The 16783-nt window shown below is 60.4% G+C and carries 15 protein-coding genes; 1 reads left to right on the top strand and 14 read right to left on the bottom strand.

Annotated elements, in window-relative coordinates; genetic code table 11:
* Positions 1–11: 11 nt before the first annotated feature.
* The 14 genes from PHF15_RS09070 to PHF15_RS09005 form a co-directional block, all read right to left on the bottom strand.
* A complete protein-coding gene (locus PHF15_RS09070) occupies positions 12–665 on the bottom strand; it encodes an ATP-binding cassette domain-containing protein (RefSeq protein ID WP_300120470.1) in 654 nt (217 codons plus the stop codon).
* Entirely contained in the window at positions 662–1441 is a 780-nt protein-coding gene (locus PHF15_RS09065) for an ABC transporter ATP-binding protein (protein ID WP_300120468.1), read from the bottom strand. Before PHF15_RS09065 ends, PHF15_RS09070 begins: the two co-directional genes overlap by 4 nt.
* Entirely contained in the window at positions 1438–2400 is a 963-nt protein-coding gene (locus PHF15_RS09060; protein ID WP_300120466.1) for a branched-chain amino acid ABC transporter permease, read from the bottom strand. The genes PHF15_RS09065 and PHF15_RS09060 overlap by 4 nt, the downstream gene beginning before the upstream one ends.
* Positions 2401–3303: a branched-chain amino acid ABC transporter permease gene (locus PHF15_RS09055; protein ID WP_300120464.1), complete on the bottom strand. Its 903-nt coding sequence runs from the start codon at positions 3301–3303 to the stop codon at positions 2401–2403. It abuts the gene before it with no gap.
* Between the two features lie 78 nt (positions 3304–3381).
* Complete coding sequence (locus tag PHF15_RS09050) at positions 3382–4680, bottom strand: ABC transporter substrate-binding protein (RefSeq protein WP_300120463.1); 1299 nt, start codon at positions 4678–4680, stop codon at positions 3382–3384.
* Between the two features lie 14 nt (positions 4681–4694).
* Positions 4695–6101: an ABC transporter substrate-binding protein gene (locus PHF15_RS09045; protein ID WP_300120462.1), complete on the bottom strand. Its 1407-nt coding sequence runs from the start codon at positions 6099–6101 to the stop codon at positions 4695–4697.
* 210 nt (positions 6102–6311) lie between these two features.
* Positions 6312–7703, bottom strand: coding sequence for a sigma-54 dependent transcriptional regulator (locus PHF15_RS09040; RefSeq protein WP_300120460.1), 1392 nt, complete (start codon positions 7701–7703; stop codon positions 6312–6314).
* Positions 7681–9378: a HAMP domain-containing sensor histidine kinase gene (locus PHF15_RS09035; RefSeq protein WP_300120458.1), complete on the bottom strand. Its 1698-nt coding sequence runs from the start codon at positions 9376–9378 to the stop codon at positions 7681–7683. The genes PHF15_RS09040 and PHF15_RS09035 overlap by 23 nt, the downstream gene beginning before the upstream one ends.
* Positions 9379–9609: 231 nt before the next feature.
* Complete coding sequence (gene bktB / locus PHF15_RS09030; RefSeq protein ID WP_300120456.1) at positions 9610–10797, bottom strand: beta-ketothiolase BktB; 1188 nt, start codon at positions 10795–10797, stop codon at positions 9610–9612.
* A 99-nt stretch (positions 10798–10896) separates the two neighbouring features.
* Entirely contained in the window at positions 10897–11658 is a 762-nt protein-coding gene (locus PHF15_RS09025; protein WP_300120454.1) for an SDR family NAD(P)-dependent oxidoreductase, read from the bottom strand.
* Positions 11659–11699: 41 nt separating this feature from the next.
* The gene (locus tag PHF15_RS09020; RefSeq protein WP_300120452.1) at positions 11700–12338 is read right to left on the bottom strand and encodes an RluA family pseudouridine synthase; all 639 of its coding nucleotides are present in this window, start codon (positions 12336–12338) and stop codon (positions 11700–11702) included.
* A gap of 61 nt (positions 12339–12399) precedes the next feature.
* A complete protein-coding gene (locus PHF15_RS09015) occupies positions 12400–12549 on the bottom strand; it encodes a hypothetical protein (protein WP_300120450.1) in 150 nt (49 codons plus the stop codon).
* Between the two features lie 54 nt (positions 12550–12603).
* Entirely contained in the window at positions 12604–14532 is a 1929-nt protein-coding gene (locus PHF15_RS09010; RefSeq protein ID WP_300120448.1) for a c-type cytochrome, read from the bottom strand.
* A 20-nt stretch (positions 14533–14552) separates the two neighbouring features.
* Positions 14553–15863 carry a sigma-54-dependent Fis family transcriptional regulator gene (locus tag PHF15_RS09005; RefSeq protein ID WP_300120446.1) on the bottom strand — a complete coding sequence of 437 codons (1311 nt, stop codon included), beginning with the start codon at positions 15861–15863 and terminating at the stop codon, positions 14553–14555.
* 279 nt (positions 15864–16142) lie between these two features.
* On the opposite strand from PHF15_RS09005, the gene PHF15_RS09000 reads away from it, so the two are divergent.
* Entirely contained in the window at positions 16143–16778 is a 636-nt protein-coding gene (locus tag PHF15_RS09000; protein WP_300120444.1) for a hypothetical protein, read from the top strand.
* Positions 16779–16783 lie beyond the last annotated feature (5 nt).

Here is a 16783-nt window from a genome sequence, read left to right as displayed (position 1 = left end):
TGTTCCAGCGCCTAGTCAGTGGTCACAACACCACGCTCGATTCGGTAAACCAGATCGACCAGATGGGCACTGTGGGTATGATCGGACTCCGAGATCAGTACCGACAGCCCTTCCTGGCGAAGACTGCCAATGACCTCGGCCAACCGCCTCGAGAGCACCGGTGCCACGCCTTCAAAAGGTTCGTCCAGAAGCAGTAGCTTGTTGCCAGGCATGAGGGCGCGTGCCAGTGCCACGAGTTTTTGCTGCCCGCCGGACAACAGCATGGCGCGGCGGGAGCGGAATTCGACGACTTCGGGCATCAATCCATAGATCCAGTCCAAGCGCTTTTGCGCGTTGGGAATGTGGTTGGCCCAAGCTGGCAACAGGATGTTTTCTTCGACCGTCAGCACCGGAATCAAGCGACGATCCTCTGGCATGTAGCTGATACCCCGGTGCGCCAAAGCATACGGTGCCAGTGCCTGGATATCTTCACCGTCGGCAGCGATCCGTGTGGCTTGGAAAGGAAGTAGCCCCATGATGGTGCGCATCACCGTGGTCTTGCCGGCACCGTTGCGGCCAATCAGCCCCACCATCTTGCCCGCAGGTATGTCGAGCGAGACATCGCGCAGTACCGGAATGCGGTCGATAGCGACGTTGAGGGAACGAACTTCGAGTGCGGCGTTCATGCGGCATCTCCCAACACAGCATTCACATCTAGGTGATGACCCACCACGAATTCCTGCACTTTGGCATCGCCAAGCACACTTCGGGGCGAGCCGTCGGCAATGATCTCACCACTGTAGAAGGCAATGATGCGCGTTACATAGCGCGCCACAATTTCCATGTCGTGCTCCACAAATAGCACGGTGACACCGTGCTGGCGCACCACGGCCATGACGGTGTCCATGAGTGCAAATTTTTCTTCTGAACTGACACCGCTGGTAGGTTCGTCCAGAAGCAGCATGCGCGGGCGACTGATCAGCGCCATGGCAATATCCACCAGCTTGCGCACTCCCTGGGGCACTGCGCTGACCAAGGCGTCGCGGTACTGGCTGACACCGAATTCGGCAAAGATGGCATCCGCCCGCTCGCGCCGCTGCGGGGTGTCCAGGGGATCGAAAAACGAGGGTTGTGTGCCATCGGCCGCGACCAGCGCCACCATCGCGTTTTCCAGCACAGTGAGCTTCGGGAACAACTGGGCCACTTGGAAAGAACGCGCCATTCCCATGCGGGTAATGTCTCGCGACTTGCAACCCAGCACCGATTTGCCGTCGAACAGAATGTCGCCGCTGCTGGGTGGCAGGTAGCCGGTCACCATGTTGATAAAGGTCGTTTTGCCAGCGCCATTGGAACCAATGACACCCACAATTTCGCCTTGCCCAATTGTGACATTCAAGTCCTTGGCCGCTACCACCGCACCAAAGGTCCGGGTCAGGCCACGGGTTTCGAGGATAACGCTCATGCTGAGGCCCCCCGCTTCTTGCTGCGTTCCACCAGACTCCACAAGCCCTTGGGCAAGAACAACACCAGCGCCAACAGGACAATGCCCAGCGTCATTTGCCAGGTGTTGGGTGCCTCCTGGATGGCGAAGGTGCGAACCACCGAGAACACAATGGCACCAATGAAGGGTGCCGCCACATGACCGGTGCCACCCAGAATGGCGATAAACACGAATTCGCCCGAGGTGGTCCAGAACGCCATATCGGGGTCGATATGGCCGCTGGCCAGAGCGGTAAGACCACCGCCCAGAGCCGACACGCCGGCGGCCAGCACGTAGTTCGCAAAAAGCATGCGCTGGGGTGAAAGGCCCAGATATTCGACGCGAATCTCGTTTTCGCGCACGGCCTCGGTGACCCGCCCCAGGCTGGAAACCATAAACCGATGAAAGCCCATTGCAGCCAGTGTGGCAAGCACGACCGTCATTAAATACAGCGTGCGCTTGCGGGCATCGCCCTCAGGAACCCAGCCTAAAAAGCTCGGTGGCGACACGTTGAAACCATCGGTGGAACCCAGTGCCGATGACTTGACCAGCACGCCATACAGAATCATCGACAGGGCAAGCGTCAGCATGGCGTAGAAAATTTCACGGTAGCGCGTCAGCAGCCAACCGCAAAGCAGCGCCAGCGCAATTGCAGCCACGGTGCCCAGCGCCAACAAGACGAAGGCATCACCGACACCCAGATATTGCGAGGCCAGTCCGACACCGTAACCGCCGATGCAATAGAACAGTGCCTGACCGAACGAGACCAGACCCGCACGCATCTGGATCACTACCCCCAGCACTACCAGGGCCTTGGCCAACGCCAGGGTGAGCAAGAAGGCCATCCAGGCCGGGATGACCCAGGCAGCGGCAACAAACACGGCAGCCACAAGCAGTAACGCCGGCATGGTCGATGAAGAAGAAAACTTTGGGAATGACATTCAGATTCTCCGGGCCAAGGTTTGACCGAACAGCCCTTGCGGACGGATGGCCAGCACCAGGAACATCACACCGTAGATGACGAACAGCTCAATCTCAGGCGCAATATGCACAGCAAAGGAGCGAGCCAGGCCTACCAACACCGCACCAGCGGCGGCCCCGCCGATGCTGCCCAACCCCCCGATCACGATCACCGCAAAGGCCAGCACAATGACTTCAACACCGATGCCCGGCGACACCGAAATCGCGGGCGCGGTGAGCGCCCCGGCCAGTGCACCCAGGATTGCACCAATGGCGAATGTGGCGGCAAACATGGCGTTCACGTTGACACCCATGGCGATGGCGATCTCGCGGTCGTGAATCACGGCGCGCAACAATCGGCCCTTGTTGGTGCGGTTCAGCGCGGCCCAGGCGGCCAGGCCAACCGCGATCGCGACCCCGATCAACATCAGGTCGTAGTTGGCAAAGCGCAGATTGGAACCAAACGCTGTCTGCCCCAACAGCTTGTAGGGCTGGTAGGCGAAATAGGGATTCACGCCCCATATCAGCTTGGTCGCGTCCTCCAGAATGAGCAGCAGTGCATAGGTGACGATCACCATTAAAATTTCATCGCGTCCATGCAGGAAACGCAGCAGCCCCTGTTCAATCGCCAAGCCAATGATGGCACCGGCCACGATGGCGCATGCGGGCAGCATCAGAAAACTCCAATAGGGGTCGCCGTGCTCACCAGAGAAATACCAGCTCACGAGTGAGGCCGCGGAATAGGCGCCAATCGCATAAAAGCTGCCGTGGGCCATATTGAGCACGCGCATGACACCGTAAATGATGGTCATGCCGGCGGCCACGAGGAACAGCCAGGAGGCGTAGATGGCCCCGTCAATCAGAATGGCGAGTAAGGTTGTCATAGTCGTTGAGTACCGTTTGCGGGCGAGGCATTGCGCCTCGCCCTTGGACACGGAGTTTCATCCGTGGTGATGACGGGTTCAATTGCACTTAGCACCAGGGAAACCGGCTTTGATCCAGTCGGCGCTGGTGGTGCCATCCGGTGGCATCACACATTCACCGGCGTAGGTCTTGACCTTGGCAACCGTGGCCTTGCCAGACTTGGCATCAAACTGGTACTCGCCAAAAGACACGCTTTGCACCGCCTGATGGCCCTTGGTACGGGCCATGTTGACGGTACCGCTTGGGGCTTCAAAACTCAGTCCGGTCAAGCCATTCACGACCTGATCAGTGGTGGGCATCGCCCCGGCCTTGGCGCTCTTCTCTGCGGCCGCCTTCAGGCCCAGGATGGCCTGCGCCATTTTGTAGGCGGGGTAGGTCGGGGACTCCTTGAATTGCGTCACAAACGTCGGACGGAACCAGTCATTCAAGGCATTTTTTGGCGAAAAAGCACCAAACGGACCACGCCCGCCGATGATGGTGCCGTTGGCGACCTGGCCCTTGAAGTGTTCCATACCAGTCTCACCGGCGGTCAACACCACGGTTTTATTGTCGAATAGGCCGCGCGCGCCTCCTTGCAACATCAGTGCCTCCATGTCGCCACCCCAGAAACTGGAGTGAATCAGGTCGGGATTGGCCACAGAAAGCGCGGAAATTTCGGCGCCGTACTGGCCTTGTCCCAGTTTGGGCCACTGTTCGGACACCACTTTCGATTCTGGCTTGATACGGCTGAAAGCCAGCGCAAAGTCGGCCCAGGATTCCTGGCCCCAGGCATAGTTTTGCTGGATGCTGGCAATGGTTTTCACGTTGGGCCTGGCTTCCGCTACGTAGCGTGCTGCCGCAATGTTGTCCACGACCGCATCCAGGCCGGTGCGAAACAGGAATTTGGGATTCTTTACCACGTCGAAGACTTTGGATGTCCCGCAGTCAAAGAAAATGGTCGGCACACCCAGCTCTTCAGCGGCGGGGGCAATGGCCAAACAGTCGCCAGACGAGATGTAACCGATCACGGCATCCACTTTTTGCCGTTGAACCAGGTTGCGGAACTCCTCGGTCTGCTTGGTTGCACCACCACTTTCGTCGAGCATCACCATTTCAATTTCCAGGCCGTTGATACCTTTCTTGCTGTAGGGTGCGGGAACCTTGCTGTTGTTCAAAGTCTCAACCATCAACTTGGCACTATTGGCGGCGGGCACGCCAAACGGACCGGCTGCGGCACCCGACAGGAAGGTGACAACACCGATGCGGTACTTGCCGTTGTCGGCAGCGTTTGTGGATGTCGCAGCCGCTGCCAGCGCAATGGCGGCGGTCAGAGTGGATAAACGGAAAATGGTTGACATGAATTGACTCCTGGTTAGTTAGTTGAGTTACTGGGAACGGGGGAACTGCTGGGAACGGTACGCGCACGGGCGCGCCGGGCATGAATGAGATCGGGGCTCGGTTGCAAATCTTCTGCCGGGTAAACCACCCAGTTGCCAAGCATGATCCTGGCCGGTGGGAAGGCGGAATTGGGCAGCACTTCGCCGATGGCCTGGACTTGCACAATTTGATGGGTTTGCGCATCGATATGTGAGGTGAATCCCTCAGGGTCTTTGGGCAGCGGCAACTGCAAACCCTCCAGGGCGTGAATCAGTTGATCGTTGCTGGCATGAGGCCCTGCGATGCGCATGGCGTGGGCGATGGCCATGATGCCAGCGTATGCGCCCTCGGCAGCATAGGTCGGAAAGCGCCCTTCAAGTTGGTGGAAGTCGTTGACGAACTTGCGGTTGCGGGCAGTATCGGGCCAATTATTGTGATGCCGCGCTGACAGGATCAGACCGGGGGGTACCTGTTCACCCAGAGACTCCAGCACGTCGTAATTGCCGCCGGTATCGAAGTTCACCAGTTTGGTTTTTTCCAGCAACCTGGATGACAGGGCTTGCTTGAGGAAGGCGATGAAATCGCCACCCCACAACGCTACCACCACCACGTCAGGTTTGGCCGCCAGCAGTGCCGCGACGTAGGCGGTGTAGTCGGGTTCATACAGGCGCGGCCAAAGGTGCCCTGTCACTTGGTAGCGCACGTCCAGACTGGACAGGGCGTCCTCCAGGTCGCGCCAGGAAATATGACCGTAGTCGTAGTCGGGGCCGATGAAGGCCAGTCGTTTCCAACCGTTCTTTTTCTGCAGATCGGCGAGATAACGAGCGCCGGCCGCCATCGATGTGTAGGTATCGTTGGAGACCCGAAAGTAGTGGCGGTGAAAGTCCTCGATGGTCAAGCGTGACGAGGCGTGATCGGTGCCGATCATGATGACCTGGTGGTCGCGCGAAAAGCGGCTGATAGCCTGTGCCACACCGGAGCTGACGATGCCGCAAAGAAAACGCGCCTTGTCCCGGGTGATGAAGTTCTCTGCAATCCGTGTCGCCACAGAGGCTTTTGATCGATCGTCCTCGACCAGCACACGCAGTCTGGGTGCAGCTCCTAGTGGGAGTTCTGCTGCCAAATCGGCCAAGGCCAATTTCATGCCGGCGATGCTGTCGCGGCCATAGATCGCAGCCCGGCCACCCAACGGAAACATGCAGCCGACGGTGGCATCCGCAGTTTGGGCTGGTGCGCCAAATTCGATGCGGGCTGCAGCCCCCAGAGGCCAGCCCAAAGTGAAAAGCGCTACCAGCATCCAGCCGGGCAAGGCAATGCGCCGCAGCGCTATGCGAACGAGCGTGACACCGATGATGACAGGACGAATCGACTGAAACATGTTCTCCTCTGGTGGCTTGGTCATAACAGCGCTGTTTGTGATCACTCACCGCGCTGATATCGTGGGCCACTCAATCGACATATTGCAAGCATCATGCCAAGCGAGCAGAAGATGTCGAAAAAGGCTGATTGCACAGCAAAGAAACCCATGACCTGCCTCGGTGTGACATTTCCGGGGATCATGGCTGAGCGCCCAATTGAGCGAAAACCGCTCAGACCTGAGGGCGCATACCGCTCAGGGAGGGTCAATAGCGAGCCTTTGCAAGCGCCGCTTGAAGGCGTGGCGTGAAATACCGAGGCGATCCGCAGCGTGGCCCTTGTGACCCCCGCATTCACGCAGGGTAGCGAGTATCAACTCGCGTTCGGCCTCGGCCAGGGTATCGTCGATGGAAGCACCCTCGGGCCGCGCTGGTGCAGCCACGCCGCAGGCGACACCCGGCGTGGTACGCGTGCTGCTGTGGTCAGTGGCAGCAATCTCGGCAGGCAGTTCTGTCGCGCTGATTTCCTGACCTGGAAACAGAATGGTCAATCGCTCAATCAGGTTCTTCAGTTCGCGCACATTGCCTGGCCAAGTGTAGGCCGCCAGCAACGCGTGCGCTGCCTTGCCGATGCTGATGGCGGCTACCCCTTCTTCGTGGGCATAGCGCAGGGCAAAGTGTTCGGCCAATTGAACGGCATCAGAGCCGCGACTGCGCAATGCCGGAACTTTCAGGCAGATGACGTTAATGCGGTAGAACAGGTCTTCGCGAAAGCGTCCGGCGGCAACTTCCTGCGCCAGATCGCGATTCGTGGCGGCCACAACGCGCACATCGGCTTGCAGTGGGCTGGTCGATCCAATGGCACGGTATTGGCCATTTTCCATGAAGTGCAGCAACTTGGCCTGCAAGGCCAGGGGCATTTCTCCAATCTCATCCAGAAACAGCGTGCCTCTGTCGGCCAGAGTGACCAAACCTTCACGACGCTGGTGCGCACCGGTGTAAGCGCCCTTGGCAGCACCAAAGAGCTCGGCCTCGATCAATTGTTCCGGCAGCGAGGCACAGTTGACCTCGATGAACGGCCCGGCGGAACGCGTACTGCCGGCGTGAATGGCGCGAGCCACCAATGCTTTTCCGGTGCCCGACTCCCCCAGCACCAGGATGCGTGCCGTATTGCTGGCCGCAATGCGCGCGATAGTCGCTGCCAGATCACGCATGGTTGCGCTGTCACCCACCAAGCCGGTATGGCGCAACGCAGCCCGTCGATGAAAATCGATTTCACTGGCCATGCGGCTGCGTTCCAGCGCAGTGAGTATGGTGTGTAGCAGATCGTTGAGATCGAAGGGTTTGGTCAGGTAATCTGCGGCGCCCATTTTTACAGCCTTGACCGCAGCGCGGGTGTCGCCGTGGGCCGAAATCATGATCACTTGCGGCACACCGTCTTTACGCTGCATCGCCTCCAGGACTTCCAGGCCGGTCAGATCGGGCAAGCGCAGGTCAAGCAGCACCAGATCCGGCTGCACCTCCGACAGCATCAGCAGTCCGTCATGCCCGGTTCCCGCACCATAGACCTTGTAGCCCTCCTCCTCCAGGGCAAAGGTCAGGGAGCTGATGAGGCTGGGTTCGTCGTCAATGATCAGGATGGTTGGCATGGAAGAATTTTGCGTTAGGAAGGGTGATACGCACCACAGTACCGTGTCCGGGCGCACTGTCAAGCGACATCTGTCCATTGTTGAGTTCACATAACTGACGGGAAATACTCAAACCCAGACCAACGCCCCGGGTCTTGGTCGTAAAGAATGGGTCACTGACACGATTCAGCAATTCTTTGGGGATGCCACAACCCGTGTCGCTGACTTCCATGGCAATCTGTGCATCAGCCGCGAAAGCTCGTAGCACCACCGTTCCTCCTGGCGGCGTGGCCTGAACCGCATTGAGCGCTAGGTTCAGCACAATCTGCAGTAAATGATCAGGGTCGGCCCACACCTCCAGGTCTGAATCTCCCTGGCAGCTCAGGTGCACACCGCGCTGTAGTGCCTCGGGTTCAATGCTCGGGAGCACACGGCGCAGCAAGTCACGAACCAGCACGACACCGGGGGCTGCGGGGCGTGGACGTCCAAAGTCAACCAAATCGCTCACAACGCGTGCAAGCCGGTCAATTTCGCCTTCCATCTCGGCCAGAAGTTGCGCCCGTTTTGGGTCTTGCTCACGTCTAGCCAGGGCTTGGGCGCTGGTCTTGAGGGCGGCCAGAGGATTGCGAATCTCATGCGCGATCCCGGTCGCAAATTCGCCCAGAACGGCCAGCTTTTCCATATGCACAGCGCGCGCCAGATACTCCTGAAGTTTGCCCGACATCGCGTTAAAGGCATGCGAGACGGAGGCGATTTCATCGCTGCCTTCCTCGGCAATTCGGTGCGCAAGTTGCCCCGACGAAATGGCATCAACGCCACTCAGCAATAAGCCAATACGAAAGCGCAGATGTGTGGACAAACGAAAGAACAGGAACACGATCAGCACTGCGCTCACCATGACGGCCAGCAGCAGGGCACGCCGCTCCAGTGCGAAGGACTTGAGTACACCGTCTGACTCGACTTCAAGCAGCGGCTGCCAGCCAGGCAGAATTTCCGGGCCGACGATCACCTTGCCATGCACGGTGCTGGATTGACCCACCGTATTGAAATTGCCTACCGGCGTGCGCAGCAAGGGCTGCAGGGTGCCTGCCACGGCATTGGCACCGAGTTGCTCGGTGAGCGAGGCCAGACGCACGTGCAAGGCGATGTAGCCGGAAATCTGATCCGCTTGCCGCGCGTGCAGGGCGTGGCGCACCAGCAGCCAACCCGAATCACCGTCAAGTGCCGCCACGGGGCCCAGAATTTGGGTCTCTCCCACGGTCGTGACCGGCAGGTTGTTGGTCTCAAAGGGGCGATCACTCCAATAAGGTGGCCCCGCCGCAGCCTGACCCGGCACCACACGTTGCAGGCGGCCCTGTGCATCAAAAAAAAGAATGCCGTAGAGGTCTGGCAAATCCGATTCGATTTGCAGCAAGGCAGTCACCTCGGAGCTGGGTTGGCTTGTCTTTGAACTGGAATATTCATCAATACCCGGGTAGTTGGCGAGCGTTTCGAGTTGATAACGGCGCGACTCGATATAGGCACCCAACCGATTTGCCGTGGCCGTCAGGTGTGTGGACATTTTCTCGCCCAGCAATTGTTCCAATGCGTTGCCGGTGAAGTGGTCATACATCAATCCAATCGCCAGCACTGGCAGCGTGGACGCGATCACCGACAGAACCAGGTAGCGTCGAACAATACTCTTTTCGATAATCATGGGTATGACTGGATGGGACTCAAATGCATGCGCCCACTTTATCCCAATTGATCTTGTACATCAGTGTTGACCCGTGCGGTTTCATCTCCGCAATGGATATCAGCACCTTCATCTCTGACGCGTTGCTCCTCTATAGCAGGGTATTGGACATGTAGCGCATTCAAGTTATTTGGATGAGACCCGCCAGGTTGGCACGGGTCTCATAGGGGCTCGCCAAAGTTGGCGGATTTCTTAAGCCTGGCGCTCGAAAATAGCCGCAATGCCCTGACCGCCGCCAATGCACATGGTCACCAGCGCATAACGCCCGCCAATGCGCTCGAGCTCATACAGCGCCTTGACCGTGATCAGTGCGCCAGTGGCGCCGATCGGGTGTCCCAGCGAAATACCGGAACCATTGGGGTTGACCTTGGCTGGGTCCAAGCCGAGGTCGCGGCTGACGGCGCAGGCCTGGGCGGCAAAGGCCTCGTTGGCCTCGATCACGTCCAGGTCGGCCACGGTCAAACCGGCTTTTTTGAGCGCCATTTGCGAGGCCGGCACCGGGCCGATGCCCATATACATCGGGTCCACGCCAGCGTGGGCATAGGCCACCAGGCGGGCCAGCGGCTTGAGTCCGCGCGCTTTGGCGGTGCCTGCTTCCATCAGCACCACGGCAGCGGCTGCGTCGTTGATGCCCGAAGCGTTGCCGGCCGTGACCGTGCCATTCTCTTTCTGGAAGGCGGGCTTGAGCTTGGCCAAGTCGGCCAGCGTGCAGTTGGGGCGGTAATGCTCGTCTGTGTCGAACACCACATCGCCCTTGCGGCTCTTCAGGGTCACCGGCATGATCTGGCTCTTGAAGCGGCCACCTTCGATGGCGCGCTGGGCGCGGTTGTGGCTCTCAACCGCCAGCGCATCCTGGTCGGCACGGGTGATGCACCACTTGGCGGCAATGGCTTCAGCGGTCACGCCCATGTGGACGGTGTGAAACGGGTCGTTCAATGCGCCTACCACCATGTCAACCATCTTGGTATCGCCCATGCGCGCGCCCCAGCGCATGTTCAGGCTGGCGTACGGGGCGCGGCTCATGGATTCGGCACCGCCGCCGATGGCAATGTCGCAGTCGCCCAGCAAAATGCTCTGGCTGGCGCATACGATGGCTTGCAGGCCCGAGCCGCACAAGCGGTTCACATTAAAGGCCGGCACGCTTTCAGCGCAGCCGCCGTTGACGGCTGCCACGCGTGACAAATACATGTCCTTGGGCTCGGTGTTGACCACATGGCCAAACACCACGTGGCCCACTTCGTCACCCTTGACCTGGGCACGGGTCAGCACTTCGCGCACGATCTGGCCGGCCAGTTCGGTGGGCGCAATGTCTTTCAGGCTGCCACCATAGGTACCAATGGCGGAACGGGCACCACTCACAATCACAACTTCACGGGTCATTTGCTGTCTCCTTGGGGTTAATAAATAATTACGGACACATCTTAGCGGTAAATTCTGACAGCATACCGACGAGGTCAGAAACCATAATCAGGAGCTGGTCTAAGCGGCGTCGCGCACATCGGCCACCGCTTGCTGGCCGAAATCGGGGCGTGCCAGCAAGGCCAGAACGCGCTTGGCCGCATCGCTGGCAGTGCTGAGTTGTCCCGCAGCCTTGAGCTGCGCAAAGGCAGCTTGATCCGGAAAACCGGCTGCATCGGCGCTGCGCAGTTGCACCTGCATGTCGGTGTCGATGACGCCGGGTGCCAGCGAGCAGACCTTGGCGCCGTTGGGCAGGCGCGCTTCGTCAAGCGCCAGGCAGCGGGTGAAGTGGTCCATGCCCGCCTTGGCAGCGCAGTAGGCGGCTTGTGAAGCCATCGCCCTGCGGCCCAGGCCCGAGGAAATGTTGAGCACCTTGCGCGGCACCGTCCAGGCATCTGTAGCGCTCAAAAAGGCCGCCGTGAGCAGCAGCGGGGCTTCCAGTCCGACGCGCAGTGCCAGGGCCAAGTCTGCCGGGTTGGAGGCACGTAAAGGAACCACGGCCGGAATCACGCCGGCGTTGTTGATCAGGGTGACGCTTTTGATCTGCTGGGCGTCCAGGCTGCGCAGCCAGAGCTTGAGGCGGCTGGCGACTGGCTCGGTCGCGGACAAGTCCAGTGCCCATTGCTCAAGCCAGGCAAAGTTCTTTTCAGCCAATGCATTGAGTGCTTCGTTCTTATGGCGCGAGATGCACAGCAGGCGGTTTTCTTCAGCCAGGAGTTGCTCGGCCATGGCCAGGCCCATGCCGCGTGAGGCGCCGGTGAGGATGTAGAGATGGCTTGTCATGTGTTGGAGACTCAGTGGGTTGAAGCGCGTCCGTTCGATCGTCAAAATGGTGGCTCGCTCGAAAATACCATTTTTTGCAAGCTCACCGGGTGCGTCAGTTCGAGCCGCGTGGCGTGCAACAACAGTCGCTCGGCTTTGCCAAGGCTGGCCGGTGTGCCGTAGAGGGCATCGCCCAAAATTGGATGTTGCAAGGCCTGCAGGTGCACGCGCAACTGGTGCGAGCGGCCGGTGACCGGCTCCAGCTCGAGGCGCGTGGTTTTTGCTGCAAGGTCGTGCTTGAGCACCCACCAGCGCGTGCAACTGGGCTTGCCTTGGGGGTCGATGATGCGCCGGGGCCGATTCGGCCAATCGAGCAGAATCGGCAAGTCAATCGTGCCCCGATCCCCGCAAGCTGGTTCCAGCAAACCATCTACCACAGCCACGTAGCGCTTGTGCACCAGGCGGCTGGCAAAGGCGTCGTTCAAGGCGCGCTGCGCGCTTGCGCCCAGCGCCATCACCAGCAGTCCCGAGGTCGCCTGGTCGAGCCGGTGCACCACACGGGCATCGGGATAGCGCTGCTGCACCCGGCTGCTCAGACAGTCCTGCTTGTCTTCGCCCCTTCCAGGAACGCACAACAGGCCGGCTGGCTTGTCCAGCACCAAAATGACCTCGTCCGCATAGAGGACGGCTATTTCAGGCAATGCTGCACAGAATGAAGTGACGGTCGGGACAGATACAAGTCTGACGCTGATTGATGCCTACCTATTTTGGGGCGTTTTTCAGCTTGCCGCGCACCGGCACTACGGTGGTGACGGTCGGGCGCACCGCGTCAGCCGACACGGGCTTGGGCGGCGAGGTGTCTTTTTTGGGTTTCTTGACCATTTTGTTATTGCCCTGTTGACCTTTTGCCATGATGAACTCCTGGGTTGATGTGATGTGAAGGAGATGAAGGGTTGTGCCGGTGCATTATCGGCTGGCTTGGCGCTCGCGCAGGCGGCTTACCTCCGATTCAGTCACCGGCGCGGACTGATTGCCCCAACTGTTGCGCAGATAGCTAAGCACCTGGGCAATTTCAGCGTCGCTGAGCATGAGCATCATCGGCGGCATGCCAAAGGGTTTGGGATTGGCCTGGGTGACCGGCGCAAAGCCGCCGTGCAAAACAGTCTGGATCAGATTACTGGTGTCGGCCGACAGCACGGCCCGGTTGTTGGCCAGCGCCGGGTAAGCACCCGGGACGCCCTGGCCCTGTCGGCCATGGCAGTCGGCGCAATGCTTGACGTAAAGTTCAGCGACATTGGTCAAAACGGCTGGGGCCGAGCTGGCATGGTTTGCTGCTGCGGTTTTGGCGCTCGCCTTGGGTTTGACTTGCTTACCCGATGGCGTCAACGACTGCAAATAAACACCCATCGCCTGCAGATCGGCCGCGTTCAAATACTGGGTGCTGCCTTGCACCACCAGCGCCATCGGGCCGTTTGAAGTGTCTTGGGATGCGTGACCCGATTTGAGCAACTGCAGCGTGTCGCCCAGATGCCGGGCATCGATGCCCGCCGCGGCGCTGCTCAGCAGCGACGGCGCCAGCCAGTTTTGCATGGGAATCAGCCCGCCGCTCAAGGCCTTCGCCTGCTGCGTGGCGCCGAGCAGGTTGCGCGGCGTATGGCATTCGCCGCAATGGCCCAGCCCGTTCACCAGATAAGCGCCGCGATTCCATACCTTCGATTGCGCTGCGTCAGGCTGGAAATCCTGCGGCGTGAAAAACAGGGTCTGCCAGGCGCGCAGGGCAGTTTGGGTGCCAAATGGCCAGCGCATTCGCGCCGGACGCCTGGGTTGATTCGCGGGCGGCAGGTTTTGCAGATAGGCGAACAGCGCATCGGCGTCTTCACGCGTCACACGGGTGTAGCTGGGGTAGGGGAAAACCGGACTCAACAGGCGGCCGTCTTTGGCTTGACCGTGGTGCAACGCCTGCCAGAAATCATCCTTTGTCCAGTTGCCCAGGCCGGTGGCCGGGTCAGGCGTCAGGTTGGTGGAATAGGCGGTGCCGAAAGGGGTTTCGATCGGGCGTTGCCCGGCGTAGGGCGTGCCGCCCAGGGCGGTGTGGCAGGTCTCGCAGTTGCCCAGACGTGCCAGATAGGCGCCTTGCGCTGCTTGGGGTGTCAGAACTTGGGGTGTCACGGCAACCGTGGCCATGGCGCTGGCAACTGCTGCACTGCCGCAGTGCAATGCTTTGGTTCCGGTTGGCCACGCGGGCAGGGCAGCCAGCGGCTTGGCGTTGGCGGGTACCGGCTGGGCTGCCAGCCAGTGGGTCACGGCGGCCACGTCCCGGTTGCTCAGGCGGTTGGCAATGTGGCCCATGCAGTCGGGTGATTGCGCGCGGCGCTGGCCACTGCGCCAGCCGCCCAACTGGGCATTGAGGTAATCGCGCGGCAAGCCCAGCAGCCCCGGCACATGCGGTGCGGCACCGGTGAGCGCTTCGCCATGGCATTGCTGGCAGGGTGGCACTTCTTGGCCAGGGTCACCCTGCGTCACCAGCGTGCGCCCGCGCGCCAGCAATTCCTGCGGTGCGCTGGCTGGAAGAGGGGACGGGTAGGGCACTTCCAGTTTTGAGAAATGCTGTGCAATTTCCAGCAGATAGGCGTTGCTGAGTGGCTCCAGCAAGCCTTCCATCAGCGCGTAATGGCGTCTGCCTTCGCGAATATTGAGCAACTGGTTGTACAGGTAGCCCACTGGTTTTCCTGCCAGCCGCGGGTAATAGCCGTCGGGCCCGGCGCGGCCCTGCGCGCCGTGGCAACCGGTGCAGGCCTGCAGGCGCTGGGCCATGCTGTCTTCGAACGGCGCCGCCACGCAGCTCAGGCTGGTTGCCGCAAAAAGGAAAAGTATTTTTTGAAGGACTTTTATCATGGTGATTGCGCCTGTCCGCATCAGCCCGATTTGAGCGCGTTGAGCTTACGGTACAAAGAGCGCTCGCTAATGCCCAGTTGGGTGGCCAGTTCTGCGCGGCTGCCGGTGTGCTGCCGGGCCATTTGCTGGAGCGCCGACGCAGCCACCGATTTCAGGGCGCCGGGCGTTGCCACTCCGAGCGGTGCCGCGGCAACGCTAGCCCGACGGCCCGATTGCAGCGCCTGCGTCACGTGACCGGCCTCCAGCGTGTCGCCATCGCACATCAGGGCCGAGCGTTCAAGCAGGTTGCGCAGTTCGCGCACATTGCCTGGATAGTCTTGCGTTTGCAGCAGTTGCAGGGCCGCATTGCTTAACACCAGCTTGCGTTGCGGCGCCACCCGGCTTAGCAGGGCGGTGGCCAACAGGCCAATGTCATCACGGCGCTCGCGCAGGGCTGGCAGATGAATCGGAAAAGTGCTCAGGCGGTAGTACAGGTCTTCGCGAAAACGCCCCTGCGCCACCATCTGGTCCAGGTTGCGGTGGGTGGCCGACACCACGCGGATGTCGGCGTGGCGCTGCTCGGTGCTGCCCACGCGCCGGTAGGTTCCGGTTTCCAGAAGACGCAGCAGCTTGACCTGCATGGTCAGCGGGATGTCGCCCACTTCGTCCAGAAACAAGGTGCCTCCGCTGGCCGCCTCCACCAGGCCGCCGCGCGCCGTGTTGGCCCCCGTGAATGCACCGCGTTCGTGGCCGAACAGCTCGGACTCGAACAGGCTCTCTGGCAGACTGGCGCAGTCCACCGGCACCAGCGCCTTGGCAGCACGGTGGCTTGCCTCGTGTACCGCCCGCGCCACCAGTTCCTTGCCGGTGCCCGATTCGCCCAGCAGCAGCACCGTGGCCTGTGACGGTGCCACCCGCGCCACCAGACCGAGCATGTGCACAAACGCCGGGCTGCGGCCGATCAGCCCCTGGGCTGTGGCCTGTCCCTGAGCCACGCGCAGGGGTTCCATTTTTTCCACATAAAAAGCTTGCTGGCCATTGGCGTCGAGCAGCGGTGCGAGTTCGATGTTGACGTATTCCTCGCCCTTTGGGCTGTGGTGCAGGTGCAGCACGCGCTCGCGCTGGCCCGATTCGCGCGAGCGCGCCAGCGGGCAGGATTCGCCGGCCTGGTCACACGGCACGCTGAAGCGGTGGGACACCTCGTAGCAGGTGCGCCCGACCACGCTGCGGTCCGGGCTGAACTGGCGCCGATAGGCCGCATTGGCGGCCAGGATGCGGTACTGGGTGTCGAACAAAATGTGCGGCTCGGGCAGGCCTTCCACAAAGGACATGAGTTCGGGCAGGGGTTTCATGGCATGTCTTGTGAGTCAACAAGGGCATGACTGTATGCCAAAAACCTTGACATGGCTGTCAACTTGGCTGCCAATGGCTGCCAATATTGGCAGCCTAATTGACGCCTTGGGATCAAAGTTTCTCTGAACTCATCGTAATTGCCTGAATTTACTACAATAAATCCATGAGCTCGATTTGGCATGTTTCTTGATAGTGAAAAAGAACGGAATCAACCAGAACTGCCATGATGGTGCCCATACCCCTTGTCGAAGAACTGCCTACCCTGCGGAGCTTGTGACGTGTACTTCCGCATGTTGAACAACGATGCCAGCGGCGAGTTGACCTACTTGCTGGCTGACCTGGATGCCCGGGAAGCCATCTTGATCGATCCCCATGGGCGCGATTTGCCACTGCTCTCGGCGCTGCTTGGCGAGCGCGAGTTGCATTTATGTTGGGTACTGCGCACCCATCACCACGACACCCTGCAAGCTGATGAGCACGATCAATTGGCGCAGTTGGGAGCACCGCTGGTGCAAGGCGACGCACTGGCAGCCTTGCATTTGAGCGATGGCGACGTGCTGCCGTTTGGCGATGAAATGGTGCGCATCATGAGCACCCCGGGCCACACGCCAGTCTGCCTGAGTTTTGCCTGGCGTGACCGCTTGTTTTGTGGCGGCTTGCTGGCGCTGACGGCCTGTCCGCACCAGCCCCGTCCGGCCGAACCCGAAGCCTTGTGGGACAGTGTGACCCAAAGAATCCTGAGTCTGCCCGACGAGACCCTGCTGTTTGCCGGCCACGAGCAGCACGCCCGCGCCGTCAGCACGGTGCTGGAGCAACGCCGTTGGCACCCGTACTTTGCGGGACGCACCCGTGACGAATTCCTGGCGCAGATGGCATCGCTGCCAGCGCAGAAAATACCTGAATCCACCTTTTGAGGAAC

This window comes from Rhodoferax sp. (assembly GCF_028689295.1).
Lineage (GTDB): Bacteria > Pseudomonadota > Gammaproteobacteria > Burkholderiales > Burkholderiaceae_C > Rhodoferax.
Note: the sequence above shows the minus strand (reverse complement) of the source record. Positions and strands in the feature narration are given on the sequence as shown.